Source organism: Actinoplanes subtropicus (assembly GCF_000721705.1).
GTDB lineage: Bacteria > Actinomycetota > Actinomycetes > Mycobacteriales > Micromonosporaceae > Actinoplanes > Actinoplanes subtropicus.
On the sequence record NZ_JOJL01000050.1, the window covers coordinates 69,713 to 95,722 of the forward strand.

Annotated in this window: 24 protein-coding genes; 6 read left to right on the plus strand and 18 right to left on the minus strand. The window is 71.1% G+C overall.

What is annotated here, in order from left to right; all coding sequences use genetic code 11:
• Nucleotides 1–58 precede the first annotated feature (58 nt).
• Both IH26_RS0147000 and IH26_RS0147005 read right to left on the minus strand, forming a co-directional pair.
• Nucleotides 59–694 carry a LuxR C-terminal-related transcriptional regulator gene (locus IH26_RS0147000; protein ID WP_030442825.1) on the minus strand — a complete coding sequence of 212 codons (636 nt, stop codon included), beginning with the start codon at nucleotides 692–694 and terminating at the stop codon, nucleotides 59–61.
• 174 nt (nucleotides 695–868) lie between these two features.
• Nucleotides 869–1,627: a 1-aminocyclopropane-1-carboxylate deaminase/D-cysteine desulfhydrase gene (locus IH26_RS0147005; protein ID WP_245666005.1), complete on the minus strand. Its 759-nt coding sequence runs from the start codon at nucleotides 1,625–1,627 to the stop codon at nucleotides 869–871.
• Between the two features lie 64 nt (nucleotides 1,628–1,691).
• Here IH26_RS0147005 and IH26_RS60665 point away from each other — a divergent pair, with 64 nt between their 5' ends.
• Nucleotides 1,692–2,003, plus strand: coding sequence for a lipoyl protein ligase domain-containing protein (locus IH26_RS60665; protein ID WP_211268891.1), 312 nt, complete (start codon nucleotides 1,692–1,694; stop codon nucleotides 2,001–2,003).
• A 34-nt stretch (nucleotides 2,004–2,037) separates the two neighbouring features.
• Here the strand turns inward: IH26_RS60665 and IH26_RS0147015 are convergent, their stop codons facing one another.
• From IH26_RS0147015 to IH26_RS0147040, 6 genes are all read right to left on the minus strand, one after another.
• Complete coding sequence (locus IH26_RS0147015; protein WP_030442828.1) at nucleotides 2,038–2,466, minus strand: SHOCT domain-containing protein; 429 nt, start codon at nucleotides 2,464–2,466, stop codon at nucleotides 2,038–2,040.
• Between the two features lie 96 nt (nucleotides 2,467–2,562).
• Nucleotides 2,563–3,720, minus strand: coding sequence for a bifunctional RNase H/acid phosphatase (locus tag IH26_RS0147020; RefSeq protein WP_030442829.1), 1,158 nt, complete (start codon nucleotides 3,718–3,720; stop codon nucleotides 2,563–2,565).
• Nucleotides 3,717–4,451: a zinc ribbon domain-containing protein gene (locus IH26_RS0147025; RefSeq protein WP_030442830.1), complete on the minus strand. Its 735-nt coding sequence runs from the start codon at nucleotides 4,449–4,451 to the stop codon at nucleotides 3,717–3,719. Before IH26_RS0147025 ends, IH26_RS0147020 begins: the two co-directional genes overlap by 4 nt.
• Nucleotides 4,448–5,302 (minus strand): Nif3-like dinuclear metal center hexameric protein, encoded by an 855-nt coding sequence (locus IH26_RS0147030; RefSeq protein ID WP_030442831.1) that lies wholly within the window; start codon nucleotides 5,300–5,302, stop codon nucleotides 4,448–4,450. The genes IH26_RS0147025 and IH26_RS0147030 overlap by 4 nt, the downstream gene beginning before the upstream one ends.
• Nucleotides 5,303–5,321: 19 nt before the next feature.
• On the minus strand, nucleotides 5,322–5,906 hold the full coding sequence (locus IH26_RS0147035; RefSeq protein ID WP_030442832.1) for a flavoprotein: 585 nt from the start codon (nucleotides 5,904–5,906) through the stop codon (nucleotides 5,322–5,324).
• A gap of 46 nt (nucleotides 5,907–5,952) precedes the next feature.
• Nucleotides 5,953–7,179 carry a helix-turn-helix domain-containing protein gene (locus IH26_RS0147040; protein ID WP_030442833.1) on the minus strand — a complete coding sequence of 409 codons (1,227 nt, stop codon included), beginning with the start codon at nucleotides 7,177–7,179 and terminating at the stop codon, nucleotides 5,953–5,955.
• A 242-nt stretch (nucleotides 7,180–7,421) separates the two neighbouring features.
• Here IH26_RS0147040 and IH26_RS0147045 point away from each other — a divergent pair, with 242 nt between their 5' ends.
• Nucleotides 7,422–8,111, plus strand: a complete 690-nt coding sequence (locus tag IH26_RS0147045) for a bifunctional DNA primase/polymerase (protein WP_030442834.1) — start codon at nucleotides 7,422–7,424, stop codon at nucleotides 8,109–8,111.
• A gap of 98 nt (nucleotides 8,112–8,209) precedes the next feature.
• Here IH26_RS0147045 and IH26_RS0147050 read toward each other — a convergent pair whose 3' ends face one another.
• The gene (locus IH26_RS0147050; RefSeq protein WP_030442835.1) at nucleotides 8,210–8,788 is read right to left on the minus strand and encodes a helix-turn-helix domain-containing protein; all 579 of its coding nucleotides are present in this window, start codon (nucleotides 8,786–8,788) and stop codon (nucleotides 8,210–8,212) included.
• Entirely contained in the window at nucleotides 8,785–9,639 is an 855-nt protein-coding gene (locus tag IH26_RS0147055) for a hypothetical protein (RefSeq protein WP_245666006.1), read from the minus strand. The genes IH26_RS0147050 and IH26_RS0147055 overlap by 4 nt, the downstream gene beginning before the upstream one ends.
• Before the next feature lie 207 nt (nucleotides 9,640–9,846).
• On the opposite strand from IH26_RS0147055, the gene IH26_RS0147060 reads away from it, so the two are divergent.
• Entirely contained in the window at nucleotides 9,847–10,467 is a 621-nt protein-coding gene (locus IH26_RS0147060; RefSeq protein WP_211268892.1) for a hypothetical protein, read from the plus strand.
• 50 nt (nucleotides 10,468–10,517) lie between these two features.
• On the opposite strand, the gene IH26_RS0147065 is transcribed toward IH26_RS0147060, so the two are convergent.
• The 3 genes from IH26_RS0147065 to IH26_RS0147070 all read right to left on the minus strand — a co-directional run bounded on the left by IH26_RS0147065 (nucleotide 10,518) and on the right by IH26_RS0147070 (nucleotide 12,336).
• Nucleotides 10,518–11,024, minus strand: a complete 507-nt coding sequence (locus tag IH26_RS0147065; RefSeq protein ID WP_030442838.1) for a ribonuclease FAU-1 family protein — start codon at nucleotides 11,022–11,024, stop codon at nucleotides 10,518–10,520.
• A gap of 218 nt (nucleotides 11,025–11,242) precedes the next feature.
• Nucleotides 11,243–11,461: a DUF397 domain-containing protein gene (locus tag IH26_RS59015; RefSeq protein WP_245666007.1), complete on the minus strand. Its 219-nt coding sequence runs from the start codon at nucleotides 11,459–11,461 to the stop codon at nucleotides 11,243–11,245.
• 26 nt (nucleotides 11,462–11,487) lie between these two features.
• Entirely contained in the window at nucleotides 11,488–12,336 is an 849-nt protein-coding gene (locus IH26_RS0147070; protein WP_084599768.1) for a helix-turn-helix domain-containing protein, read from the minus strand.
• Between the two features lie 512 nt (nucleotides 12,337–12,848).
• Here IH26_RS0147070 and IH26_RS60670 point away from each other — a divergent pair.
• Nucleotides 12,849–13,082, plus strand: coding sequence for a hypothetical protein (locus tag IH26_RS60670; protein ID WP_157437769.1), 234 nt, complete (start codon nucleotides 12,849–12,851; stop codon nucleotides 13,080–13,082).
• 402 nt (nucleotides 13,083–13,484) lie between these two features.
• Here the strand turns inward: IH26_RS60670 and IH26_RS0147080 are convergent, their stop codons facing one another.
• The 4 genes from IH26_RS0147080 to IH26_RS0147095 all read right to left on the minus strand — a co-directional run bounded on the left by IH26_RS0147080 (nucleotide 13,485) and on the right by IH26_RS0147095 (nucleotide 22,199).
• Nucleotides 13,485–13,949 carry a peroxiredoxin gene (locus tag IH26_RS0147080; RefSeq protein ID WP_030442840.1) on the minus strand — a complete coding sequence of 155 codons (465 nt, stop codon included), beginning with the start codon at nucleotides 13,947–13,949 and terminating at the stop codon, nucleotides 13,485–13,487.
• A 65-nt stretch (nucleotides 13,950–14,014) separates the two neighbouring features.
• Nucleotides 14,015–14,446 carry a DUF3052 domain-containing protein gene (locus IH26_RS0147085; RefSeq protein ID WP_020516653.1) on the minus strand — a complete coding sequence of 144 codons (432 nt, stop codon included), beginning with the start codon at nucleotides 14,444–14,446 and terminating at the stop codon, nucleotides 14,015–14,017.
• A gap of 97 nt (nucleotides 14,447–14,543) precedes the next feature.
• On the minus strand, nucleotides 14,544–16,823 hold the full coding sequence (locus IH26_RS0147090) for a thiamine pyrophosphate-dependent enzyme (RefSeq protein WP_051809802.1): 2,280 nt from the start codon (nucleotides 16,821–16,823) through the stop codon (nucleotides 14,544–14,546).
• 81 nt (nucleotides 16,824–16,904) lie between these two features.
• Complete coding sequence (locus tag IH26_RS0147095) at nucleotides 16,905–22,199, minus strand: fibronectin type III domain-containing protein (RefSeq protein WP_030442842.1); 5,295 nt, start codon at nucleotides 22,197–22,199, stop codon at nucleotides 16,905–16,907.
• A gap of 188 nt (nucleotides 22,200–22,387) precedes the next feature.
• Here IH26_RS0147095 and IH26_RS0147100 point away from each other — a divergent pair, with 188 nt between their 5' ends.
• Nucleotides 22,388–22,792, plus strand: coding sequence for a YjbQ family protein (locus IH26_RS0147100; protein WP_030442843.1), 405 nt, complete (start codon nucleotides 22,388–22,390; stop codon nucleotides 22,790–22,792).
• A 150-nt stretch (nucleotides 22,793–22,942) separates the two neighbouring features.
• Nucleotides 22,943–25,681 carry a pyruvate dehydrogenase (acetyl-transferring), homodimeric type gene (gene aceE, locus IH26_RS0147105; protein WP_030442844.1) on the plus strand — a complete coding sequence of 913 codons (2,739 nt, stop codon included), beginning with the start codon at nucleotides 22,943–22,945 and terminating at the stop codon, nucleotides 25,679–25,681.
• Here the strand turns inward: aceE and IH26_RS0147110 are convergent.
• Complete coding sequence (locus IH26_RS0147110) at nucleotides 25,678–25,992, minus strand: ArsR/SmtB family transcription factor (RefSeq protein WP_034217632.1); 315 nt, start codon at nucleotides 25,990–25,992, stop codon at nucleotides 25,678–25,680. The genes aceE and IH26_RS0147110 overlap by 4 nt on opposite strands.
• Nucleotides 25,993–26,010: the final 18 nt, after the last annotated feature.

The following is a 26,010-nucleotide window of genomic DNA, read 5'->3' on the forward strand; positions in this document are numbered from 1 at the left end:
CGGGGCGGCCATTCCGATCGAGGAGACTGGATCCCGTCTCGTGGTGGTAGTAGTACCCCTATCGGTCGAGGTAGCGCAGCACCGCCAGGACCCGGCGGTTGTCGTCGTCGGAGGCCTGCAGGTCGAGCTTCGCGAAGATGTTGTTGGTGTGCTTCGCGACCGCCTTCTCGGTGATGAAGAGGGCGGCGCCGATCGCCGCGTTGGAGCGGCCCTGCGCCATGTGGCCGAGCACCTCCCGCTCGCGCGGGGTGAGCCGGTCGAGCTCGTGGTGGTTGTGCAGCAGCTTGGCGACCACGGTCGGGTCGAGCGCGGTGCCGCCGGCCGCGACCCGCCGGACGTTCTCGACGAACTCGCCGACGTCCGAGACGCGGTCCTTGAGCAGGTAGCCGATCCCGCCGTTGCCGTCGGCGAGCAGTTCGCGGGCGTAGAGCCGCTCGACGTACTGGGACAGGACCAGCACGGGCAGACCGGGGATCTCGGCGCGGGCGGCCAGCGCGGCCCGCAGCCCCTCGTCGGTGTGGGTGGGCGGCAGGCGTACGTCGACGACGGCCACGTCCGGGCGCCGCTCGATCAGGGCGCGCTGCAACTCGGGCCCGTTGTCGACGGCGGCGACCACCTCGAAGCCGTACGCCTCGAGCATCCGGATCAGCCCGTCGCGCAGCAGCGTCAGGTCCTCGGCGACGACGATCCTCATCGCGCCAGGATAGGGCCTGTCCTGCCGGTCACGCGGGGCTGCGGCGTGGCCCAGGCGGCGCCTGACGGCGTCCGCGAAACGGCCACATCCAACACCGGGTCGCGACCGCTTCGCGGCCGACGCCAGCCACCACCTGGACCTCGCCTCGCTCCCACGTGACCGGCAGGACAGGCTCTATGCGATCACCACGATCAGTGTGGTGCCCGGCGGGAAGCGGTCGGCCTGGGCGATGACGCCGTACATCATCTTGGCCTCGTAGACCCAGTCGAGCGTGATGCCGTGGCGCTCGCGGAAGTCGTCGACAAAGGCATCCAACACGGGCGTACGCCGGGCGTAGCCGCCGAAGTGAAAATCGGGCTCGATGTCCGGGTGCGGGCGGTGGCCCTTGATGGCCGCGTAGCCGACCGCCCGCTGGCCCGGTTTCAGGCGGCTGGCGATGCCGGCCAGCGTGGTGCCGGTGCCGACCGAGCAGCAGATCACGTCGAACGGCTCGTCGATCTCGTCGACCAGTTCGGCGCAGCCGCGGCGGCCCTCGTCGTTGGCTCCGCCCTCGGGGAGGAGCGGGAAGTCGCTGAACTCGGGCGGGACGGCCTTGCGGCGGTACGCGGCCCGGTCGAGGTACGCGAGCGACATGCCGTCGGCGACCGCCGCCGCGAGCACCGGGTTGAGCGGGTGGCGCTCCTCACCCCGTACGAGCGCAATGGTGTTGAATCCGAAATGTCGCCCGGCAGCCGCGGTCGCCCGGAGGTGGCTGGAATAGGCGCCGCCGAAGGTGACGAGGGTGGAGCCGGGTGGCGGCAGGTTGTACTTGAGCTTGCGCCACTTGTTGCCAGGGAAGTCCGGATGGATCAGGTCGTCCCGCTTCAGGAACACCCGGAGGCCGGCCAGCCGTTCGTCGTCGAGCGGCTGCAGCGGCGAGGGCAGGCGGAACACCACCCCACAGTAGGCTGGGCCGGGTGGAGCGGGTGGATCTGGGCGAGGTGCCCTACTCGGTCTTTTGAAAGCGCTGGCCGAGCTGGGCTTTCCGGCGGTGCGCCGGGACACTCCCCAGGGCGCGGCCAGCCTGGTCGGCGTGTGGACGCCCGAGCACGCCAAGCTCGTCTCGATCGGCATGCGCATCCGCGGCGGCGTCACCAGCCACGGCTTCGCGCTGAATGTCGACCCCGACCTCTCGGTCTACGAACGGTTCACGGCGTGCAGCCTGGACGGCGTGCCGATGACCTCGCTGCGGCGGATGGCGGAGGCCCAGGGGCGTGACCTGCCGCCCGAGTCCGCCATCCGCGACGCGATCGCCGACGCCCTGCGCTGAGACACCCTGCGCTGAGACGGCCTGGGCTGACCGGTCAGGCGGCGGCCGGGGTGGCGCTGCGCCCCAGGGCGGTGGCCTTGAGCCGCTCGTACTCGGCCTGAGTGATCGCGCCCGAGTCAAGCAGCGACTTCGCCTGCGCGATCTCGTCGGTCGCGCTGCGCGCCTCCGCGGTGCCGGCCGTCGAGCCGGCCACCTGCCGGATGTAGGCGTCCTGGCGCTTCTGGGCGTCGACCGCGGCCGCCTCGGCCCGCTCGGTCATGCCGCCGCCGCGGACGATCAGGTACACCAGCATGCCCAGCAGCGGCAGGATGATCAGGAACAGGGTCCAGAGGGTCTTGGCCCACCCGCCGAGATCCCTGCTGCGGAAGAGGTCCCCGAAGATCCAGAACAGGCACATGAACCAGGCGAAGAACAGGAAGAACTCCAGCGTCGCCAGCAGAAATGACCCGTTGTTGTTGAACACGTGAGCGCCCTTCCGGGAGAGCCACCGACCGGCGGCGGCACGTTTCCCCTCAGTGCACTCCAGATCGGTCGATCCGGCCTCATCCGCAACGGGTTACTACCGCAGGTGGGCCGTCTCGTTGACCGAGCGGACCGCGATACCCCCGTCCGGCCACACGTCCATCGTCGACACCCCGGCCGCGTCCAGGAACAAACGGTGCAGAAAGGCGTCCGACGCCGCGAGCGCGTCGCGGAGGATCAGCTTGATCGGGGAGACGTGCGAGACGATCACCACGACCCCACCGGCGTACGCGTTGACCGCCGTCGCCATCGCCGTCCGCGTCCGCTTCGCCACGGTTTCGAACGACTCGCCGCCCGGCGGCGCCACCGCGGTCGACGCCAGCCAGGCCGCCATCTCCTCCGGCCAGCCGGCCTGCACCTCGGCGAAGGTCAGCCCCTCCCACGCGCCGAAGTCGCACTCGATCAGGTCGTCCACCACCGTGACCGGCACGCCGCCGACCTCGGCCGCGACCAGCTCCGCGGTCCGTACGCAGCGGGCCAGCGGCGACGACAGCACCGCGGTCACGTCCCGGGAGATGCCCGCGACCCGGCCGCCGGCCGCCATCGCCTGGGCCTGGCCCTCGTCGGAGAGCGGCACGTCGCCGCGCCCCGAGTAGCGGCCCTGCTTGGTCAGCGCCGTCTCGCCGTGCCGGACCAGGATGAACCGGGTCGCCTCGTCGGTCGACGAGGGCGGCGCCCAGGAGCTCGGGGCTGTGCTGCTACCGGCGCCTGGTCCTCCGGACGGCGCGGAGAACCCGGGCCCCTGCGGGGCCGGCAGGTGGTCCTCGATCGGGGCAGTCGACACCAGCTTGCCCTGCGCCTCGTCCATCGCCCGGTTGGCCAGCGCGTCGGCCGCCTTGTTCCGCTCCCGCGGGATCCACTCGAAGGACACCCGCTCGAAGCGGCTCACCAGTTCCGCCGCCTTGGCGGCGAGCGGGCGCAGGCCCGGGTTCTTGATCTGCCAGCGGCCGGACATCTGCTCGATGACCAGCTTGGAGTCCATCCGGACGTCGACCTCGGTGGCGCCCAGCTCGGCCGCCGCGGAGAGCCCCTCGATCAGGCCGGAATACTCGGCGACGTTGTTGGTGGTGACGCCGAGCGACCCGTACCGCTCCAACAGGATCTCCCCGGTCGGGTGGGTACGGACCACCGCGCCGTACCCGGCCGGCCCCGGATTGCCCCGGGACCCGCCGTCGGCCTCGACCGCGACTCTCACAGCCCGGACTCCGCGGTACGCACCATGATCCGCCGGCACTCCTCGCACCGGACCACGTCGTCGGCCGCCGCCGCCTTCACCCGGGCGAGGTCCGCGCCGTACAGCTCGATGCGGCACCCGCCGCAGCGCCCCGACCGGAACAGCGCCGCGCCCAGCCCCGACTCCAGCCGGATCTTGTCGTACAGCGCGACCAGGTCGGCCGGCAGGTCGGCGGCGAGCGGACCGCGGCTGGAGGTCTTGAACTCCTCCTCCTTGGCGATGTCGGCCATCGCCTCGTCCCGCCGGCGCTCGGCGGCCTCGCGCCGCGACGACGCCTCGGCGAGCCGGCCACGCACCTCGTTCAGCGTCGACTCGGCCGACTCCCGCTGCTCCATCAGCTCGAGCTCGGCGTCCTCCAGCTCGGACTGCCGCCGGTTGAGCGTCGCCAGCTCGTGCTGCAGGCCCTCGATCTCGCGCAGCGCGCCGCCGGAGTCGAGCCGTTTCTGGTCCCGCTCCTTACGCTGGCGTACCTGCTCGATGTCCTTCTCGAACCGGCTGATGTCGCGGTCCAGGTCGTCGACCGCGACCTGGGCGCGGACCCGCTCGTCCTCCAGCGCGCTGAGCTCCCGGGCGACGGTGTCGATCTCGGCGAGCTCGGGCAGGGACTTGCGCCGGTGCGCGAGCTGGGCGAGGGCGGTGTCGACGGCCTGCAGGTCGAGCAGGCGGCGCTGGGCTTCCGGGGAGGCCTTCACGGCTGGGTCTCCTTCTCCGAGGAACTGAAAGCATGGACCGTCCAGGGGTCGGTGTCCATATCGGACACCATGACCTCGAAACCGAACTCTTCGCGGAGCCATTCGGCGACCTCGTCGAGCCACGGGCGCTCCGTCGCCCAATGGGCGACATCGAGCAGTGCGGGGCCGCCCTCGGCGAGATGCTCGCTGGCGGGATGGTGGCGAAGATCAGCGCAGAGGTACGCGTCGACGCCCGCGTTCTTGGCGTCGCCGAGGAACGAGTCGCCGGCGCCGCCGCAGACCGCCAGGGTGCGGATCGTCCGGGCCGGGTCGCCGGCCGCGCGGATGCCCGCCGCGGTCCCCGGCAGCCGCACCGCGACGAAGCCGGTCAGCTCGGCGAGATCCATCGGCTCGGGCAGCTCGCCGATCCGGCCGGTGCCGCGGCCCTCCCCCGCCGCCGCGCCGGTCGCCGGGACCAGCGGGCGCAGGTCGACCAGCTCGAGCCGGCGGGCGAGCGCGTCGGAGACGCCCGGGTTGGCCACGTCGGCGTTGGTGTGTGCCGCGTACAGGGCGACGTCGCCGCGGATCAGCCGGTGGATGATCCGGCCCTTGTACGTGTCGGGGGCGATCGACGACACCGGCCGCAGCAACAGCGGATGATGCGCCACGATCAGGTCGGCGCCGAGGTCGAGCGCCTGGTCGACCGTCTCGGGCACGCAGTCGACGACGCACAGCACGCGGGCGACGGGGTGGGCGAGATCGCCGAGCACCAGACCCACCCGGTCCCAGGCTTCCGCCCAGTCCCGGGGGTACCGCCGGTCGAGCGCGTCGGCCACGTCCAGGACGGTGGGTGGTGCGGCGTTGTCGGTCACGGCCGACAACTCTATCTGCCTACGGAACTGTGTCCGGCTCGACTCGGCTGCTCATCGTGACCGGATTGCTGACCGCCTGCAGGGCACGCCGCCACGGGAACTGTCCGCGGAAGCGGTCGGTCTGCCCCGGGCCGCCGAGCCGGCACACGTCCTCGCCGTACAGCACGTGCACACCCCAGTCCCGGAGTTTCGCCAGGCTCTCGTGCAGGCTGGGATGCAAAGCCATGACCTTGTTGGTGTACGGGACGACCGCGGTCGGTACGCCGTACCCGTATCCCTCCACCAACAGCCCGAGGACGAGCGTGTCGGTGATCCCGGCGGCCCACTTGTTGACGGTGTTGACCGTGGCCGGCGCGACGATCATCGCGTCCGGCTCGGGCAGCACGTCCGGGTCGCCGGGACTCTTGTAGTAGGTACGCACCGGATGTCCGGTCTGCTGCTGCAGCGCCGCCACGTCGACGAACTTGCGGCCGTCCGGCGTGGTGATCACGCAGACTTCCCAGCCTTCCTGCTGGGCCAGGCCAACCAGGATCCCGACGTCTCTGGCGATCGGCGAACCGCAGACCAGAATGTAGAGCACGCCGGGCGACGGGTTACCGGTCATCACAGGCGAACCCACCCCTGTGCCGGCCGGAGTTCCGCGACTCCCCTCATACGCCGACTCCCATCTGCTCGGCCAGCTCCGCGATCGGAGCCGGCGGCGTGCCACGCGTACGGCGGAGCACGTCGGAAAGAACCTCGTGGGCGAGCGGGCGGCAGCGGATCTCGGACGGGGCGAGCCGATCGCCCTCGAGCAGCATCTCGCTCGCCTTGTCGATATTGCCGATCTGCGTGTAGCCGCGGGCGATGTCCAGGTAGTGGTGCGCCCGCCGCTCGGGCAGCAGCGCGTTGAAGCCCACCAGGTCCATCGTCTCGTGGGTCTCCACCGCGGTACGGCCGTCGCCGAGCTCGACCGCCGTCGCGCAGCGGTGCAGCTGCACATTGGTCGGGCCGAAGCTGGTCCAGTAGTGGTTGTAGTCGCCGCCGAGCTCGAGCGCGGCCTGCTCAGCGCCGCACAGCAGGTCACGCACGGTGGCGTTGTCACCGATCCGGGCCGCCGCCATGGCGCCGTTCAGCAGCAGCATCCCGTACACCGACAGCCGGTCCCCGCCGGTGGAGTCGCGGCACGGCGCGAGCCGGTTGGCGATGTTGACATTGACCTCGAGCGCGGGCCGCACCCGGCCGAGCGCCAGCAGCGCGCTGCCGACCCGGTAGCTGGCCAGCCCGGCCAGCAGCTGGTCGCCGGCCCGCTGGGACACCGCGATCGAGCGGTCGGCGGCGAGCCAGCTCAGCTCGTGCTCGCCGACCTTGCGCAGCGCCGACGACGCGATCTGGTACACCTGCCCGAGTAGGTGCGCCGCGGCCGGCGCCTCCGCGGTGCTGGCGTGCGCGCTGTCCGCCGCCTGCGCGTCGCGCAGCAACTTGGGCAGCGTCCGGGCCAGCACGCCGTACTTGGCATGCTGATAGGTCAGCCACGCGTGGCTGACCGCTTTGCGCATCTCCGTCAATGGCGGCGAGTGCGGCACCGCCTGGAAGAACGCGCTCATCTGGTCGTAGCGCTCCAGAGCCGCGCGAATCTCCTCGACCTCTACCTGGTCGATGCAGTTCTGTGCCTCGGGCCGGCGCTCCACGTCCTTGCCCAGCAGCAACTGGACATCGACCTGGAGGACGTCGGCGATCTCGTAGACGACGGAGAACTTGTCGAGGCGGCGGACCCCCCGCTCCACCTTGTCGACCCAGCTCTTGGATTTCCCCAGTCGATCAGCGAAGACCTGCTGGGACATCTTGCGTCGGCCGCGCCAGTAGGCGACGCGGCGGCCGATCGGCAGCTCGTCCACGGTGCCTCCCCCGACTCGCCCGGCGACCCCCGCCGGCGAGCCCTTGTGTCATCTGCAGTCTGGACCACCCACGTCCGCGCACGTCGCACAGCGTGTGTGATCGCCTGCTCACCGATGCTCGTAGTTTTCGTTGCAACTTGCAAAGGGCGGATCTGCCGGACCCAACGACGCGTGTCGCGCTTGGATACGGCTGCGGTGGCTGTTATGGCCGCCTCTCCACCCAGATCGGGGGTTATCGAGCCATGCAGTGGACCGCCAACCGGCCGTTCGTCCCACCGCCGCTCGCCGACCGGCTCCACCGGGTACGGCTTCGCCGGCACGCCCTGCGCTACGCGGCGCACGGCTGGGCCGTGACGCCCGGGGCGTGCCTGGCCGGCCAGCGGTTCACCTGCGGCCGGCCGGGCTGCCCGATCATGACCTGCCACCCGGCGCTGGAGTCCTGGGAGGACTCGGCGACGACCGATCCCGGCCAGGTGGCCGAGTGGTGGCGGCGCCGGCCGTACAGCGTGCTGCTGGCGACCGGCTGGAAGTTCGACGCGCTGGAGGTGCCGGCAGCGCTCGGCCTGCGCGTCCTCGGCGCCGCACGGCCGCCCGGCGGGCCGCTCGGCGCCGGGCGGGCGGACGCACCCGGCCCGGTCGCGATGACCGTGGCCGGGCGCTGGATGTTCCTGGTGAACCCCGGCGAACCGCTGCGCTCCGAACTGGATCACCGGCTGGACGTGGTACGGCACGGCCGCGGCTCGTGGATCCCGGCCGCACCCAGCCGGACGCTGGAGGGCCCGGTGCGCTGGGCCGTCCCGCCCGAACGGACACAATGGCGGCTGCCCGACCCCGTCCCGGTACAGGCGCTGCTGGTCGACGCCCTCGGCACGACTCGCGAGCCGCGGGTGACCGTCCCCCGTCAGCTGTCGACCGCTCGCCGGGCGGCCTGACGGCGGCCCGGCCGGCAGCGACCACCGGGCGGGGACACACATGTTGCCGTCAACGTAGTTGCATTCCCGGTGCTGGTCGAGTCGCACAAAGGGCTGAATTACGGACTCTTCGGCCGGGCCCGCACATGGATCCGAGCGCCCTGGCGGTCGAAGATGCTGAGGAACTCGACCGGGCCGCCGCCGGCGCTGCCGAACCAGTGCGGCACCCGGGTGTCGAACTCGGCCGCCTCGCCCGGCGGCAGCACCAGATCGTGCTCGCCCAGGACCAGCCGCAGCTTGCCGCTGAGCACGTACAGCCACTCGTAGCCCTCGTGCGTCTTCGGCTCCGGCTCCTGCCGCTCGCCGGCCGCGATGATGTGCTTGAACGCCTGCGCGCCGCCCGGGTTGCGGCTCAGCGGCAGGATCAACTGCCCGTGCGCGGTGATCGGCCGGGGATGCACCCGCGGATCGCCGGTCGGCGGCGCGCCGACCAGTTCGTCCAGCGGCACCCGGTACGCCTGGGCCAGCGGGAGCAGCAGCTCGAGCGTGGCCTTGCGCTGACCCGACTCGAGCCGGGAGAGCGTGCTGACCGAGATGCCGGTGGTCTCGGCCAGCGCCGCGAGCGTGCTCCCCGACTTGCGGCGCAGCGCCCGCAGCCGGGGCCCGACCTCGCGCAGCACGTCGTCCGTTGCCGTCATGGCAACAATGATTCCCGGTCGGTCAATTCGCGGTACGCGGAGAGCACGGCCGCCGTACGGTCGGCCAGGTCGGGCCCGGTCTCGGCCGGGGGCGCGCCGGTGCCCAGCCGGGCCAGCGCCAGCTCGGCCTGCCGGGCGGTGGCGCCGATCCGGCGCTCCTGCAGGAAGGTCTCGCCGGCCAGCGCGGCCTCGTCGATCGCGCGCAGGATCCGGTTGGCCTGCCCGGCGGACTCCAGCCAGAGCTGTTCGGCGCGCTCGCGCTGCTCGGTGAGGGCGAGCACGGCGCGGCTGCCGGCGGGGACCTGCTCGTGGCGTACGCCATCGAGCCCGGCTCGCAGCCGGCGGATCTCCTGCCGCCGGACCAGCACCGTGGCCAGGTCGTCCAGGGCATGGGTCAGCGCGCGGTCGGCCAGCACCGGATCGATCATGCCGGGCAGCTCGGGCCAGGTCCGCCGCACCCGGTGCGACATCGCGACGGCCCGGGCGAACGCGGCGCGTTCCTCCCGGGTACGCAGGACGCGGGCGTCCGGCTCGCGCGGGATCGCGAAGACTCCCGGCTGGGCGCGCCGACGGTCGATCCAGCCGACCGACCCGGCCACGCCCGCGATCGCCAGCGCCAGCAGCCAGCCCGGCACCCCGGCGGCGAACAGCAGCGCGCCGCCGAGCAGCAGCGGCAGGCTGAGCCGGGCGAGGAAGGTCACCCGGACCTCGCGGCGGCGGCCGCTCGGCAGGAGCGGCCGGGACTCGATCAGGCTGCCGGTGCGATGCCGGCGGGCGCGCCCGGTCCGGGTCCTCAGCCGGGACGCCGAGACCACGGTCTTCTCGGCGTCCGCGCCGACGTGCAGCTCCACGCCCACGGCCCTCCCGTCGCGGCTCGCCGGGCGGGCCGCGATCGCCGAGGGGACACCGATCGCCGCCCGCCCACCAGCGGGATCTCCCGCAGGCACCCTGACGAATCGGCCCCCGGACCGGCCCGCTTGAAGGTTCTCCCGGGTGCGAGTGGGTTGCCCGGCGCGAGGCCCGGAAAACTGTCAGAGGGCAACCCTATGGTTCCCCCCATGAATGACACCACGCTCCGCACAGCGCCCATCACCCTCGACCGCCGTCTCATGATCGGCGAGACGGATTACCAGGTCACCGCGTTCCCGACCGACGATCACCGGATCGATCTGTGCATCGTCTCGAGCGACGGCGACGGCCAGGTGCTCAGCGAGATCAGCGGCGGCCTCGCCCCCGCCGACCTGGTCGGCCTCACCGACGTGCTCACCTCGACCCTGTCCGGCCTGATCGCAATGACCGATCCCCCGCTCTCGGCCCGGGCCGATCCCCCGCCCGAGCGCAGGGGCCGCCACCCCAACCAGGGCGCCCGCTGGTCACCGGCCGACGACGACCGTCTGGTCGGCCGCTATCGCGAGGGCGCACGCCTGCGCGACCTGTCGGCCGAGTTCGGCCGCAGCGCCGGCGGCATCCGCTCCCGCCTGGAACGCCTCGGGGAGCTACAGCCGGGCCAGCCCTGGCCGCCGGCCCCGGCCACTCCCGCCCCGGTCACCCGGGCCCCGGCCGCCACCCCGGCCCCGGTCACCCCGGCCCCGGCCGCCACCTCGGCCGACGCTCCCGCCCCGGCCACGCCGGCCCCGGCCGGCCCACCCGTCCCGGCGGCACCGCCGCCCTCTTCCTGATCACCGCGTTCGCCGGCCGGCGGCCCGTGGCGGCCGCCGGTCGGCGCCCGTCACACCAGCGCGAGCCACTTGCGGTAGTGCTCGGCGAACGGCTCATCCTCGCCGCTGAGCGCCGCCCGCAGTTCGGCGGCCCCGCGCAGGGCCCCCTCGACGATCGCGTCGGGGTAGCCGAGCGACACCCGGTGCTCCTCGAACTCGTCCTCGTCCTCCACCTCGACCCGCCCGTCGGCGCGGTACCGCACCAGGTCGATGTCCAGATCGACGACGGTCAGCTCCCCCGGCCCGGTCCACTCGGCCGGCGTGGTGACGTCGCAGTACATGTCGCGGGCGTCCGGCTCGGCCAGGCACATGGCCATCCACCAGCCCTCAGCCGGGATCAGCCGGACGGCATCGGCCCGGGTCAGCCCCGTCGACCGGCTGCCGTAGTGATAGCTGACGACGCTCCCCCGCGGCGTGGCGATCCAGGTCCCATACGAGTCCTCACCAAGCAGCCGCCCGGTAACTTGCCGATGCGGCCGCCCGTCAAATTTCCGCAACACAAGATCGACCGCCGTCACGCCCCGAGGCTACCGCGATCACCCCACACAATCAGCCCCGCCCACCCGACCGCCAGGTAAAGGTCCGACAAACTAGGGTTTGGCGGAGCGGTGATGGCGGAGGGCAGCGGCGCCCTCCGGCGAGTCGCAGGATCGGTCCGTCCGGGGTAATGCGAGCGCACCAGCACGAGAGGGGGGCCGCCACCCCTCGGCCCCCTTCGCGCGTATCCCGTACTCGCCTACTGGTTCAGCAGATCGAACTCGCCGGCGTTTATCCCGGCCTTGAGCGCCGCCCACTCCTGGTACGACAAAATTAGGGCAGGCTGCTCAACATTCTTCGAGTCCCGAATAGCTACAAAAGCTGGCGAAAAAGCCACCTCGACACAGGTTGTGTTGCCGCAGTAGGACGATTTTTGCCAATCGAGACCGGACAGTGGAACATCTTCCATGGTGTGCATTGGTTCCTTCGACTGAGGGCCACAGTCTATGCAAGTTCTTGATGGACGGATCGCAAGAGGCGAATGGTGTCCGCTTTGCTCAAAGCTCGGCCGCGTAGGGCGTCGAACGTTGTCAGGTATTCCGAAACATCCTCTGGTCGCTCGAGGTAGACCGGGTCAGATATTCCCTCGATATAGACGACGTCGGACAGCCCGGAGCTATCGCTCGCGGCACCGTCAAATTGCAGCACTGTGAAGCCGGACATGATTCCTGGGTGGGCCCCGCCGGTGAACGGGACGATCTGAATGCGGACATCGCAAAACGAGTCCGCTGAGGCGGCGACCTGAATCAGGTGCTCCATCTGCTCCTTCATCACATCTCGCCCCCCGACTACTCGCCGTACAGCTGTTTCATCCATGACCACGTCGAGGACGGTGTCCGGATTCAACATCTCCTGCCGCATCGAACGCAAATCGATCGCCTCCTCTTTCTGCAGGCGATCGAACTTTGAGAACGCGTCGAGAACAGCGGCGGTATATCTCCTGGTCTGCAGCAGACCGGGCACAAGCAGCTGGTAGTCGCTGATTTTGTTGGCTGAGCCCTCCAGCCCGATGTACTTTTCCAGAGGTGGACTGAGATCGAATCTGTCCCACCAAGCGGACTGCCGATTCTCTCGAGCGAGTTTCACGAGTCTTTCTTGGGTAATCGACTCGGTAACCCCGTAGAGGTTCAGCAACGCCAGGACATCCGGCACGGATATATTCCGCTGAGCTTTTTCAAGCCTGCTGATCTTCGCCGGATGGACCTGCAGCTCCTCCGCGACCTCTTTGATCGTCATTCGGGCGTTCGATCGGAGTTGACGCAGCGCGGCGCCGAGCTGGCGGCGACGCACCATGGGCCCAGGATCGCTGGACACAGCCGTCACCCCCAGAATCAGCTACGTAGCGACCTGCCAGATGGCAAATGCCCCCCGGCAACCTTAGTTTGGCAATTGCCACTTGGCAACACCTTTGCGCTCCGTCATCATGGAGTTGCTGGGCGTATCTGCAGATCACCTGGCCTCTCGTCGCGGGCCCCGCTGAGCCCGTCCGCTGGGCCCGCCCCGCCAAGAGGAGGAGGTGGTGCAGTCCGGCAGCACCTTACCGAGTCCCGAGCGCATTGCCTCTCGTCCGCCACGCCACGGCGTTTCTCCGACCTTGTGGCCGGCAGCCACGCGGTCAGCACGAATCCCGCGGTTCAACGCGCATGAGGCGCTCAAAAGCGCCAAATCGACGGCTTGTCCAAGCCTACGACGTCAACAAGATCACCGTACGCATCGCAGAAAAACGGAAGGGCGCCTACGGCGGGAACCGTAGACGCCCAGGCAAACCGAACCGACGAAGTCTCAATGATCGAAAGGAACGGCTCATGACCAGCGTAGTACTCAAAGCGCTAGACCCCCAACAAGCACCCGGTCTTCCGGTTGCCGCTACGGTGCTGCTCATCGTCGCCGCGCTGGTATTACTGGCGGCGCTTGACATGTTGCGGCACGCCTTGTCGCCTCTGCGAGACGTGCTCCGGGCGTTGGCCGCCGCCGGTGCCATGACGGGCCTGGTAGTGCTGGCCTTTGCGCTCGTCATGGCAGCGCTGGTGATGCGCTGACTCCCAACGCGACTCCTGGTGACGCCGCAACCGCGAAGGAGCATCACAAGATCTGACGAGAACAGCGCCAACGGCCGCCGGCCGGAGCCCCGCAACGCGGGAACAGCCCACCACCCGGGAACCACCGGTCACGCGGGTCTCCGGGGGCTCGGCCCCCGGAGCAGAAATGACACGGAGCCCCAGTCCGCGGCTTGTGCGGACACGGAGCTCCGCTCCGGTCACGCGGGGTCTCCGGGGGCTCGGCCCCCGGAGCAGAAATGACACGGAGCCCCGGTCCGCGGTTTGTGCGGACACGGAGCTCCGCTCCGGTCACGCGGGGTCTCCGGGGGCTCGGCCCCCGGAGCAGAAATGACACGGAGCCCCGGTCGGCGCGACCGGAGCCGTCATCGTACCTTGCCCGGGTCAGGGCTTCAGCGCGGCGATGGCCTCCCGCCACGCCCCCTGGTCGCGGGCCTCGCCGGGGCCCACCTCCTCGGCGAAGGCGATCGCGCCGGTGCGGTCGATCAGGAACGTTCCGCGGTTTGCGAAGCCGGCCGTGGCGTTGAAGACCTCGTACTGCTGGGCCACCTCGCCGTGGGGCCAGAAGTCGGCCAGCAGGGGGAACTCGAAGCCCTCCTGCAGGGACCAGATCTTGTGGCTGTAGGTGGAGTCCACGCTCACCGCGAGCACCTGAACCGCGTCGTTGGCGTAGAGCCCCAGGTTGTCGCGGATGCCGGTGAGCTCGCCCTGACAGGTCCCGGTGAAGGTCAGGGGGTAGAAGACCAGCAGGACGGCCTTGCGGTCGTGGAAGTCACGCAGGCGTACGACCTGATTGTTCTGGTCTTTGAGCGCGAAATCGGGGGCCGATGATCCGACGGCGAGCGGCATGCGCACAGCCTAACCGGACCGGCGCCCGCGGACGCCGGCCGGCATGACACAGAAGGGACCGCGAGCTACTTCTTCTTGGCACCCCTGGGGGAGACGAGCCGGGCGCCCGTCCAGTCCTTGCCGGCGTTCACCGTCGAGGTCTGCTGCAGGCCCGCCGTGGGGGCGGACTCGCTGATCTCGCTGGGCTCGACGTGGCCGTCACGGCCCGCCTTGGGGGTCAGCAGCCAAACCACGCCGTTGTCGGCGAGGGGGCCGAGGGCATCGGTGAGCAGCTCGAACAGGTCACCGTCACCGTCGCGGTACCACAACAGCACCGCGTCGACGACCTCGTCGGTGTCTTCGTCGACCAACTCTCCGACGCGTTCGGTCAGGGCGTCACGGAGGTCTTCGTCGACGTCGTCGTCGTAGCCCATCTCCATGACCACCATGTTCGGCTCGAAGCCGAACCGGTCCGCCAGGCTGCGTACGCCGTCGGCCTGACCAGCGGTCGCGCTCACTGTCTAAGTCCTCCTAGCCGATATGTTGCCGGAAACCTGGGGGTAGTCCACACACTTGCGGCCCCGCGCGCAAGTGGCGCACCGGGTGTGTGGCAATTTACCGTGCCAGCAGGGCATGGGCACCCTGTGTGATGGCATCCTCTCCCACCAGCACGTGCTGTGCGGCCGGACCCAGCGGAATCAGTGAGTCGGCCGACGCGATTCGCCGTGCCGAGCCCACAAAACCGCCGTCCACCAGGGCCGCGAGGATGCCCTCGCCGACCCCGCCGGAGCGCCGGGTCTCGTCGACGATCAGCACCCGGCCGGTGGCGGCGGCCTCGCGGACCAGATCGGCCGCCGGCAGGGGGCTCAGCCAGCGCAGGTCGACCACCCTGGAGCCGTAGCCCTCCTTGGCCAGCCGGGCCGCCACCCGCAGCGACATCCGCACGCCGTTGCCGAAGGTGAGGATGGTCAGGTCGGCGGCGTTGCCGATCGGGTAGGTGCGCGCCCGGCCGATCGCCGCATGGTCGCCGGACCAGGAGCCGGGGGCGCCGTACGGCGACAGCCACTCGTTGTCGCCCTGCTCGTAGAGGTCCCGGGTGTGGTAGAGCGCGATCGGCTCGAGGAAAACGCAGACGCTTCCGTCCGCCGCGGCCGAGGCCAGGCAGGTGCGCAGCATCGGCGCGGCGTCGGCCGGCCGAGAGGGCACGGCGAGCACCAGGCCCGGGATGTCGCGCAGCACCGCCACCGAGTTGTCGTTGTGGAAGTGGCCGCCGAACGCCTGCTGGTAGGCGAGCCCGGGCAGCCGCAGCACCATCGGGTTCTTGTACGCCCCGGACGAGAAGAACGACATCGTCGCCGCCTCGCCGCGCAACTGGTCCTCGGCGTTGTGCAGGTAGGCGAGGTACTGGACCTCCGGGACCGGCAGCAGGCCGTCGACGCCGGCGCCGAGCGCCAGCCCGAGAATCGTGGTCTCGTCCAGCAGGGTGTCGAAGACCCGGTCGGCGGTGAACCGCTCCTGCAGCCGCTTGGTGACGCCGTAGACGCCGCCCTTGCGGGCCACGTCCTCCCCGAAGATCAGCATGCCGGGGTTGGTGAGCATCGCGTCGGTGAGCGTCGCGTTGATCGTCTGGGCCAGGGTGAGCGGGCCGGACTGCTCGGGCAGCTTGCCGTCGAAGGCGCGCACGCGGGCGGCGGCGCCCGGCGCGGCGGCCCGGGTGGCGGCCTCGGTGATCTCGTGGGCCACCCGCAGCGGGCGGCGCGGGGCGAGCGGGGCGACCACCTCGGCGACCCCGGCCAGCTTGGGCTCGCCGAGCACCTCCTCGGCGACCTTGCGGACCTGCCAGCCGATCTCGTCGTACCGGGCGATGACCTCCTCGGGGCCGAGCAGGCCGGCGCCGACCAGCAGGCGGGCGGTGGCGACCAGCGGGTCGCGCTCGAGGTCGCGGTTGATCTCCTCGGTCGAGCGGTAGCCCACCTCGGCGTCGGCCCCGGCGTGCCCCATCAGCCGGACCATGGACAGGTGCAGGACGGCCGGGCGGCGTTCCCGCCGGACGAAGCCGGCCGCCTCGACCGCGGCGTCGTAGGTGGCGGCCAGGTCGCACCCGTCGGCCGAGGTGTACCGGACGCCGGGCCGGGTCGACAGCATCGCGGCGAGCCAGCCGTCCGGCGACGGCACGCTGATCCCGAGACCGTTGTCCTCACAGATCAAAAGCAGGGGCAGGCGTACGCCCGAATGCTCGAACCACCCGGCGGCGTTCAACGCGGCGGTCGCGGCGGCGTGGTTGGCCGACGCGTCGCCGAACGAGGCGACCGCGATGGCGTCGGCCGGCCACCGCCGCTGCTGCTGGCCGAGCCGCGGCCGGGCCAGCGACCAGGCCAGGCCGACGGCCCGCGGCAGGTGCGAGGCGACCGTCGAGGTGGTCGGGATGATGTGCAGGTCGGCGCTGCCGAAGACCTTGTGCCGGCCGCCGGCGATCGGCTCGTGCGCCGAGGCGACCACGCCGCGCAGCACGTCCCGGGCGGCGTCGCCGATGCTCTTGGCCCGGGCCGCGAAGAAGGCGGCCGAGCGGTAGTGCAGCAACGCCGGGTCGGTGGGCAGCAGCGCGGCGGCGACGGCGGCGTTGCCCTCGTGGCCGGACGACCCGATCGTGTAGAAGCCCTCGTTGAAGCTGCGCAGCCAGCGGGCGGCCAGGTCGAGGTGGCGGCTGGCCAGCTGGGCGTCGAACAGCTCCACGGCACGCTCGCCGGTGAGCAGCGCGCCGTCCCGGACGGCGTCGCCCGGTGGGCGCCGGTCGTCGGGCGGCGGCAGGGCCGACACCGCGTCGCGGAAGCGCTCGTCGAGATTCTGCGGTGTGGTCACGAGACCAGCATTGCCCACGCGGGCGAGCCCTGCCATGTCGGAATCTTGCCGATCGGCCCGCGGGCGCGCGAACGGGCCGGAGGAACTTTCCTCCGGCCCGCCGTCGTGCGCGTGTGATCAGGACACCGTCACGGTGACCGTCTTGTACTTGACCCCCGGGCCGGTGGAGAGGACCCCGCCGGCCGCGATGACCCGGCTTCCGGTGGCGCCGGAGACCTTCACGGTCGCGGTGAACTTGCCGGTCGAGTCGGTGACCGCGGTGGCCAGCGGCACGCCGTTCGGGTAGATGCCCACCGCGATGCCGGTGTACGGCGCGTAGCCGGTGCCGGTGACGGTGAGCGTCCCGTCCACCTTCACCGAGGTGGCCGAGGCGGTCAGCGCGCCCGCCGAGGTCGGGGCCGCGGACGTGGTCGGCACCGGCACCGGCACCGCGAGCAGCGCCATGGCCGAGACCGGGGCGGTGGGCGGCGAGGTCACGCCGGTGACCACGCTGTTGGCGACGACCGTCACCGCGTACGTGGTGCCCGGGACGACGTTGGTGCTGATCGTGCACGTCGTCGCCGTGTTGCCGGTGGTGGTGCAGGTGAGCGGCGTGGTTCCGCCGGTCGCCGTCGCCGTGACCCCGCTGACCCCACTGCCGTCGGTGCCGGGCGTCCAGTTGACCACGAGGGTCTTGTCGCCGGGCGTCACGGAGACCCCGGTCGGCGTGCCGGGTGCCACGTTCGGCACCAGGTCGATCGGCGCGCTGGGCGCCGAGTTGCCGCTCGCGGCCTTGCCGATGCTCGTCACCGTGACCGTGTACTTCGCCAGGTTGGTGAGCCCGGTGACGGTGCAGGTGAGGATCGTGCCGTTGTCGGTCAGGCAGGTCTGGTTGCCGGCGTCACCGCCGTTGACGCTGACCGAGTACCGCGCGATGCCGTCACCCGGGTCGGCCGGCGCCGTCCAGCTGATCACCGCCTTGCCGTCGCCCGGCGTGACCTGGACGGCGGTGGGCGTGCCCGGCCGGCCGGCGGAGGGCCGGACCCGGTTCGAGGGCAGGCTGGCCGGCGACTCGCCGAGGCCGGTCACCCCGACGGCGACCACGCTGACCGTGTACGACTTGAGGTTGGTCAGCCCGGTGATGATGCACTCGGTGCCGGTCGTCGTGCAGGTGGCGCCGCCCGGCGAGGCCATCGCCCGGTAGGAGGCGACCCGGTCGGTGGTGGCCGGCGGGGTCCAGGAGACCGCGATCTGGCGGTTTCCGGCGACCACGTCGATGTCGTACGGCCGGCCCGGCGCCTGCGGGACGATCGGCTCGGACACCCGGCTGAACGCCGAGCTGCCGCTCCCGACGACCCCGACGGCCTGCACCCGGAACGTGTAGGTCGTGGCGGGCGTGAGCCCCGCCACCACGCAGGAGGTGGCGGCGGGACCGGCCGGCCCGGCGCAGCCGATCCGGCCCGGGACGGACTCCACCGCGTATCCGGCGATGCCCGCGCCCGGCGACGACGGCTCCCAGGAGACGACAACCTGGTCGGAGCTGGCACCCGGGGCCACGGTCGGCCGGGTCGGCACGTCCGGCGGCCCCACCACGATCGGCGCCGAGTTCGGGCTCACCGCGGTCCGGCCGGCGGTGCCCTCGGCGGTCACCGCGAAGGTGTACGAGGTGCCGCTGACCAGCCCGGTGAACAGGCAGGACATCCGCTGGGTGCTGGAGCAGGCGGCCGGCGTCTCGACGGCCGGGCTGGAGGTCACCGAGAACGACAGGACCGGTCCGCCGGTGAGCGGCTTGGTCCAGCTGACCCGGACCCCGTTCGCCCCGCCGAGGGCGACCGCCGGGGCGCTCGTCGCGCCCGGTGCGGCCATGTCCACCAGTTCGCTCGGCTGACTGTCCGCGGTCGCACCGGCCGAGCCGTTCGCCGTCACCACGAAGTTGTACGCCTTGGTCACGTTCAGCCCGCTGAAGTTGCAGGTCAGGCCGTTGACGTGGGTGCAGTTGTCGACGTTGACCGGTGTCAGCGGCGCGTCGGACGCGAACGCGGTGACCGTGTAGTCGGCGACCGGGCCGGCTCCGGGCGGGGACGGGAACCAAGTGACCTTGACCGTCGCGCCGCTCAGGTCGGCGGCGGTGATCTCGGCCTTGGGCGCTCCGGGAGCGTTCGGCTTGTTCGCGATCACCGGGCCGGACGCGAGGGTGGTGTTGCCCCCCAGGGCGTTCTCCGCCTTGACCGTGAAGGTGTACGTCTTGGTCACGTCCAGGTTGGTGAAGGTGCAGGTACGGGGCAGCGGCGAGGCGACCGTGCAGGGCGTACCCGCCGATCCCCCGGTGGTCGGCGTCACCGTGTACAGGGTGACCACCCCGCCGGCCGGCTCGTCCCAGTTCACGGTTACCGTGCCCGGGGTCGGGCTGACCAGGACCTGCATGTTGATCGGCGTGGGCGACGGGCCGGGCACGATCGCGCCGGTCGCCACCGAGTTCGCCGTGCCGGCGGCGTTCAGCGCCTGCACCGTGAACGTGTACTGCTTGTCGGCGTCGAGTCCGGTGATGCTGCAGCTGGTGGCGCCCGCGCCGCCCGTGCAGGTCGGGGTGGTGGTGCCGCCGTTGGTCGACGAGGCGATCACCTGGTAGCCGGTGACCGCGCCGCCGCCGGTCGGGGCGACCCAGGAGACCGTCACCTTGCCGTTCGCGTTGCCGAGGTCGACCGTCGGCGCGGTGGGCGCGGCGGGCTTGTCCGGCACCAGCGCCGTCGTCGCGGCCGCCTCCGAGTGGCCCGCCGGGTTCTTGGCCGACACCACGAACTGGTAGTTCTTGGTCTGGTTGAGCCCGGAGATCTCACAGCTCGTGGCGGACGGGCCGGCCACGCACGGGTTCGGCGTCGGCAGTGCTCCGCCGTCGGTCGACGAGGTGGTCACCTCGAAGCCGGTGGGCGCACCGCGGTCGGTCGGCGCCGTCCACGACACGATGACCGCACCGGGAGTGTTCGCCTTGAGCGCGACGCCGACCCCGGTCGGCACGCCGGGCTTGTCCGGCACCAGGTCGGGAGTCGTCGCGGCTGCCGGCTGCGACCCGAGGTCGTTCCGTGCCGCCACCGTGAAGTTGTAGTGCTTGGCCGCATCGAGCCCGCTGATGGCGCAGGTCGTCGTGCCCGCTGGCACCACACAGGGGTTGGGGGTCGGCAGCGCGCCACCGTCCGTGGTGGCGGTGGTGACCGTGTAGTCGGTCACCGTGCCGCCCAGGGCCGGTGCCGTCCACGTCACCGTCGCGGTGCCGGCCGAGGCGCCCGGCAGCGCGGTGACCGCGGTCGGCGCCTGCACGGCGGCGGCCACGATCGGCGGCGTGGCGTTGGCGCTGGTGGGGCCGAGGCTGTTGGTCGCGGTCACCACGAAGGTGTACGGCTTGTCGGTGCTCAGGTCGCCGATCGTGCAGCTGGTGGCGCCCGAACCGCCGGTACAACCCGCCGAGACGTTGGCAGCCTGATCGGTCGAGGTCGCCGCCACCGAGTAACCGGTCACCGCCGCGCCGGTGGGTGGGGTCCAGCCGACTGTCACGTGGCCCGGGCTGGTGATCGTCACGGTGACCCCGGTCGGCGCCCCCGGCTTGCTCGGCACGATCGCCGGGGTCGCGCTCGCGGCCGTCTCGCCCGCCGCGTTCTTGGCGCTGACCGTGAACTGGTAGTGCTTGGCCCCGTCGAGACCCGGGAAGTCACAGTGCGACACGGTGGGGCCGACCTCGCACGGGTTCGGCAGCGTTCCGCCGTCGGTCGAGGTGACGACCACCTTGTAACCGGTGACGACGCCGCCGCCGGTGGTCGGGACGGTCCAGTTGACCGTCGCGACGACCGGCGAACCGGCCAGCGTCACTCCCACGCCGGCCGGCGTGCCGGGCTTGTTCGGAATGATGGACGCGCTCGGGTCCGAGGCCACCCCGCCGAGGTCGCCGACGGCGGTGACGGTGAAGGTGTACGAGTCGCCGGCCGTGAGGCCGGTGATCGTGCAGGACGGCGAGGCCAGGTTCGCCCCGCAGTTCGCGTCCTGCGTGCCGGTGCCACCGCCGCCCGCCGGGATGGCCGTCACGACGTAGTTGGTGACCGTGCCGCCGCCGGTCGCCGGCGTCCAGGTCAGGTTCACCTTGCCCACCGCGTCGCCGAGCGTCACGACCGGCGTGGCCGGCTTGTTCGGCAACTGGGAGATGATCGGGGCGCTCGGCGCCGAGACCTGGTCACCCGCGGCGTTGTGCGCACGCACGGTGAACGTGTATGCCTGGCCGTTGTCGAGGCCCTGGAACGCGCAGTAGGTGGTGCCCGGGCCGGTCGTACAGGTCTGCGGCGTGACGTTGGTGGTCTGTGGGGACGGCGTGACCACGTAGCTGGCCACCGTGCCGCCGTCGGCGGGCGGGTCCCAGTAGACCGTCACCTTGCCGGCGGAGTCGCCGAGTTCGACGCTGGGTGCGTCGGGCTTGCCCGGGAAGCCGGGAATGATCGGGGCCGACGCGGGGCTCGCCACGGAGACTCCGCCGCCCGTCTCGCCGACGGACTTGACGGTGAACGTGTACGACTTGGTCATGTCGAGACCGGTGACGGCGCACGACGAGTCGTCCGGGATCACCGGCAGGCAGGCGCTCGAGGTCACGCCGTCGACCGTCTTGCTCACGTCGTACTCCGTGATCACCGGGCCGCCCACCGGCGGTGTCCAGGACACGGTGACGCCGGTGTCGCTGTCGCGGGTCACGGTCGGCTGGTCGGGCGCGGCCGGGACGCCCGCGATCTTCGCGGTGGACGCGGGGCTGAGCGTCGAACTGCCGCTGCTGCCGGCCGCGTTGGTGATGCCGATGGCGGTCACCCGGAACGTGTAGGCGACCCCGGAGTCCAGGCCGCTGATGTCACAGGTGTTCGTCGGATAGTTGATCAGGCCGGTGCAGGTGCCGCTCGCGTTCGCCGGGGTCGGCGTCGGCGTCACCTTGTACGACGAGATGCCGGGCCCGGGGTCCTGCGGGGTCCAGGACACCCGCATCGTGTTCGGGTCGCCCTGGTAGGCCACGGTGGGCTTGGTCGGCGCGGCCGGCGGTCCGGGCGTCACCGACCCGGCGCTGGTCGGCGCTGAGCAGTCGGTGGCGTCGGACGTGCTGATGTTCGGACAGGCGACGACCGTCACGGCGTACGACGTGTTGGCCGTCAGCGCGGTGATGGTGCAGGTCAGCTGGGCCGGAAAAGACGGGCCGAGCAGGTCGCACGACTGGCCGCCGGAACCGGTGGCCGTCGCGCGGTAACGGGCGACCGTCCCGCCCGGGCTCGTGGGCGCGGTCCAGGTCACCACGATCAGCCGCCGGCCGGCGACGGCCTGCGCGGTGGCCGGCGACCCGAGCGGTGACGCCAGGGCGGGCGCCGGATTCACCAGCACGCCGCCGAGGGCCAGCAGCGCGCTCGCGGCCGCCACCGCCCATCTGGATAGTGTTCGCCGTCGACGCGGCCCGTCTGATCGCACTGCTCCACCCCCGATTCGCAGCCCGGGCCATGGCAGAGCCCAGGGCTTGGTTGCCTCCTCCACAAGGTAGTCATTTTGGGGGTAAATAAGGCTGAAACCAGTTAATAGGGGTAGCGCCCGGCGGCTGGCAGACTCGGCTCATGCGTACCGAAGTGATCACCATCCGGACCGGCTCCCGTCCCGTGGTGCGGGACATCACCGCCGAGGCGGCCCGCTTCGCCGAGTCCGAAGCGGATGGTCTGCTGCACGTCTTCGTGCCGCACGCCACCGCCGGCCTGGCGATCATCGAGACCGGCGCCGGCTCGGACGACGACCTGCTCGCCGCGATCGACGAGTTGCTGCCGGCCGAGGACCGCTGGCGGCACCGGCACGGTTCCCGCGGCCACGGGCGCGACCACGTGCTGCCGGCCTGGATCCCGCCGTACGCGACACTCCCCGTGATCGGCGGCAAGATCGCGCTCGGCACCTGGCAGTCGATCTGTCTGGTCGACCCCAACGGCGACAACCACGAAAGGCAGGTGCGGCTGAGCTTTCTGGCCGGCTGAAAAAGTTACTGGTCAGTACGTGTGTCCCGGATCGCGGACACCCCGGGTAGGCGTGACGATGCCCACCGCGAGGGGGCAGGATGGAGTCCTGTCCGAGCGACTCACACAATGGGCCGCCCGGTTCCGACAACCCGACCAAGAGGATTGCCTGTGGCCACGGAGCGCAAGCGCCCGGTAATCAGCGATGGACTGCCGAGCCAGCTTCACGACATCGACCCCGAGGAAACCAACGAGTGGGTCGAGTCGCTCGACGGAGTCATCGACGAACGCGGCGCCAAGAGAGCCCGTTACGTTATGTTGCGCCTGCTCGAGCGGGCCCGGGAGCGACAGGTCGGCGTTCCGCCCCTGACCTCCACGGACTACATCAACACGATCCCGCCGGAGCAGGAGCCCTGGTTCCCCGGCGACGAGTTCGTCGAGCGCCGCATCCGGGCGTACATCCGGTGGAACGCGGCGATGCTGGTGCACCGCGCGCAGCGACCCGAGATCGGCGTCGGCGGCCACATCTCGACGTACGCGTCGAGCGCCAGCCTCTACGAGGTCGGCATGAACCACTTCTTCCGCGGCAAGGACCACCCGGGCGGCGGCGACCACATCTTCTTCCAGGGCCACGCCTCCCCCGGCATGTACGCGCGCGCCTTCCTCGAGGGCCGGCTCAGCGCCGACCAGCTGGACGGGTTCCGGCAGGAGCTGTCCCACCCGGGCGGGGGCCTCCCGTCGTACCCGCACCCCCGGCTGATGCCGAACTTCTGGGAGTTCCCGACGGTCAGCATGGGCCTCGGCCCGCTGAACGCGATCTACCAGGCCCGGTACAACCGCTACCTGCACAACCGCGGCATCAAGGACACCAGCCAGCAGCACGTCTGGGCGTTCCTCGGCGACGGCGAGATGGACGAGGTCGAGTCGCTCGGCGCGATCGGCCTGGCGGCCCGCGAGGAGCTCGACAACCTGACCTTCGTGATCAACTGCAACCTCCAGCGGCTCGACGGCCCGGTGCGCGGCAACGGCAAGATCATCCAGCAGCTGGAGTCGTACTTCCGCGGCGCCGGGTGGAACGTGATCAAGGTGATCTGGGGCCGCGAGTGGGACCCGCTGCTCGCCGCCGACGACGACGGCGCGCTGGTCAACCTGATGAATGTCACGCCCGACGGCGACTACCAGACGTACAAGGGCGAGTCCGGCGCGTACGTCCGGGAGAATTTCTTCGGCCGTGACCCGCGCACCCGCAAGCTGGTCGAGGGCATGACGGACGACGAGGTCTGGAACCTCAAGCGCGGCGGCCACGACTACCGCAAGCTGTACGCGGCGTACAAGGCGGCGACCGAGCACACCGGCCAGCCCACCGTGATCCTCGCCAAGACGATCAAGGGCTGGACCCTCGGCTCGCACTTCGAGGCCCGCAACGCCACCCACCAGATGAAGAAGCTGACCCTGGACGACCTCAAGGGCTTCCGGGACCGCCTCTACCTGGAGATCCCCGACTCCGACCTCGAGCAGAACCCGTACCTCCCGCCGTACTACCACCCCGGCGAGAAGTCCGACGAGATCCAGTACATGCTCGAGCGGCGGCGCGAGCTGGGCGGCCCCATCCCGTCCCGGCGCACCAAGGGCAAGGTGCTGGCGATCCCGGATTCCAAGGCGTTCGGCGACGTCAAGCGCGGCAGCGGCAAGCAGAAGATCGCGACCACCATGGCCTTCGTCCGGCTGCTGAAAGACCTGATGAAGGACAAGGAGTTCGGCGCCCGCTGGGTCCCGATCATCCCGGACGAGGCACGCACCTTCGGGATGGATTCGCTCTTCCCGACCAAGAAGATCTACTCGCCGCACGGCCAGACGTACACCTCGGTCGACCGGGACCTGTTCCTGTCGTACAAGGAGGCGAAGAACGGCCAGATCCTGCACGAGGGGATCAACGAGGCCGGGTCGACGGCGAGCTTCATCGCCGCCGGCACCTCGTACGCCACGCACGACGAGCCGATGATCCCGCTGTACATCTTCTACTCGATGTTCGGCTTCCAGCGGACCGCGGACGAGCTGTGGGCGGCCTCCGACCAGATGACCCGGGGCTTCCTGCTCGGCGCCACGGCCGGCCGCACCACGCTGAACGGCGAGGGCCTGCAGCACGAGGACGGCCACTCGCTGCTGATCGCGGCGACGAACCCGGCCGTGGTGTCCTACGACCCGGCGTACGCGTTCGAGATCGCGCACATCGTGGAGGACGGCCTGCACCGCATGTACGGCGAGAAGCAGGAGAACGTCTTCTACTACCTCACCATCTACAACGAGCCGATCGTGCAGCCGGCCGAGCCCGCGGGCCTCGACGTCGAGGGCCTGCTCAAGGGCATCTACCGGTACCAGGCGGCGCCCGAGACGACCGGGCCCAAGGCACAGATCCTCGCCTCCGGCACCGGCATGGGCTGGGCGCTCAAGGCGCAGGAGCTGCTCGCCCAGGATTGGGGCGTGGGCGCCGACGTCTGGTCGGTCACCTCGTGGACCGAGCTGCGCCGGGACGCCGTCGAGGTCGAGGAGCACAACCTGCTCAACCCCGGCGACCAGCCCCGCAAGCCGTACATCTGGCAGAAGCTGGAGAGCACCGAGGGCCCGGCCGTGGCGGTCAGCGACTTCATGCGGGCCGTGCCCGACCTGATCTCCCGCTGGGTGCCGAACGACTACACGTCGCTGGGCACCGACGGCTTCGGGATGAGCGACACCCGGCACGCGCTGCGCCGCCACTTCCACGTGGACGGCGAGTCGGTGGCCGTGGCCACGCTGCGCCAGCTGGCGCTGCGCGGCAAGGTCCCGATGCACGTGCCGGCCGAGGCGGCCAAGAAGTACGCGATCGACGACGTCTCCGCGGCCCCGGTCGGCGAGACCGGCGGCGACAGCTAGGAGGCCTGGAGGGCCCCATCCTGGATGGGGCCCTGCCAGAACGGCCGGTACCGGCCGAGGAAGTCGCTGGCCTCGCGCAGCGGCCCGGCCTCGAGCTTGCACGGCCGCCACTGGGCCTGCCGCCCGCGCGAGATCAGCCCGGCCCGCTCCAGCACCTTGAGGTGCTTGGAGACCGCCGGGAGCGTCATCGCGAACGGCTCGGCGATCTCGTTGACCGTTGCCGGCCCCTCGGCCAGCCGGGCCAGGATCGCCCGGCGCGTCGGGTCGGCCAGCGCCCCGAACACCACGCTGAGCCGATCTTCGGCCCCCATCCGACCTCCCCTCCAAAA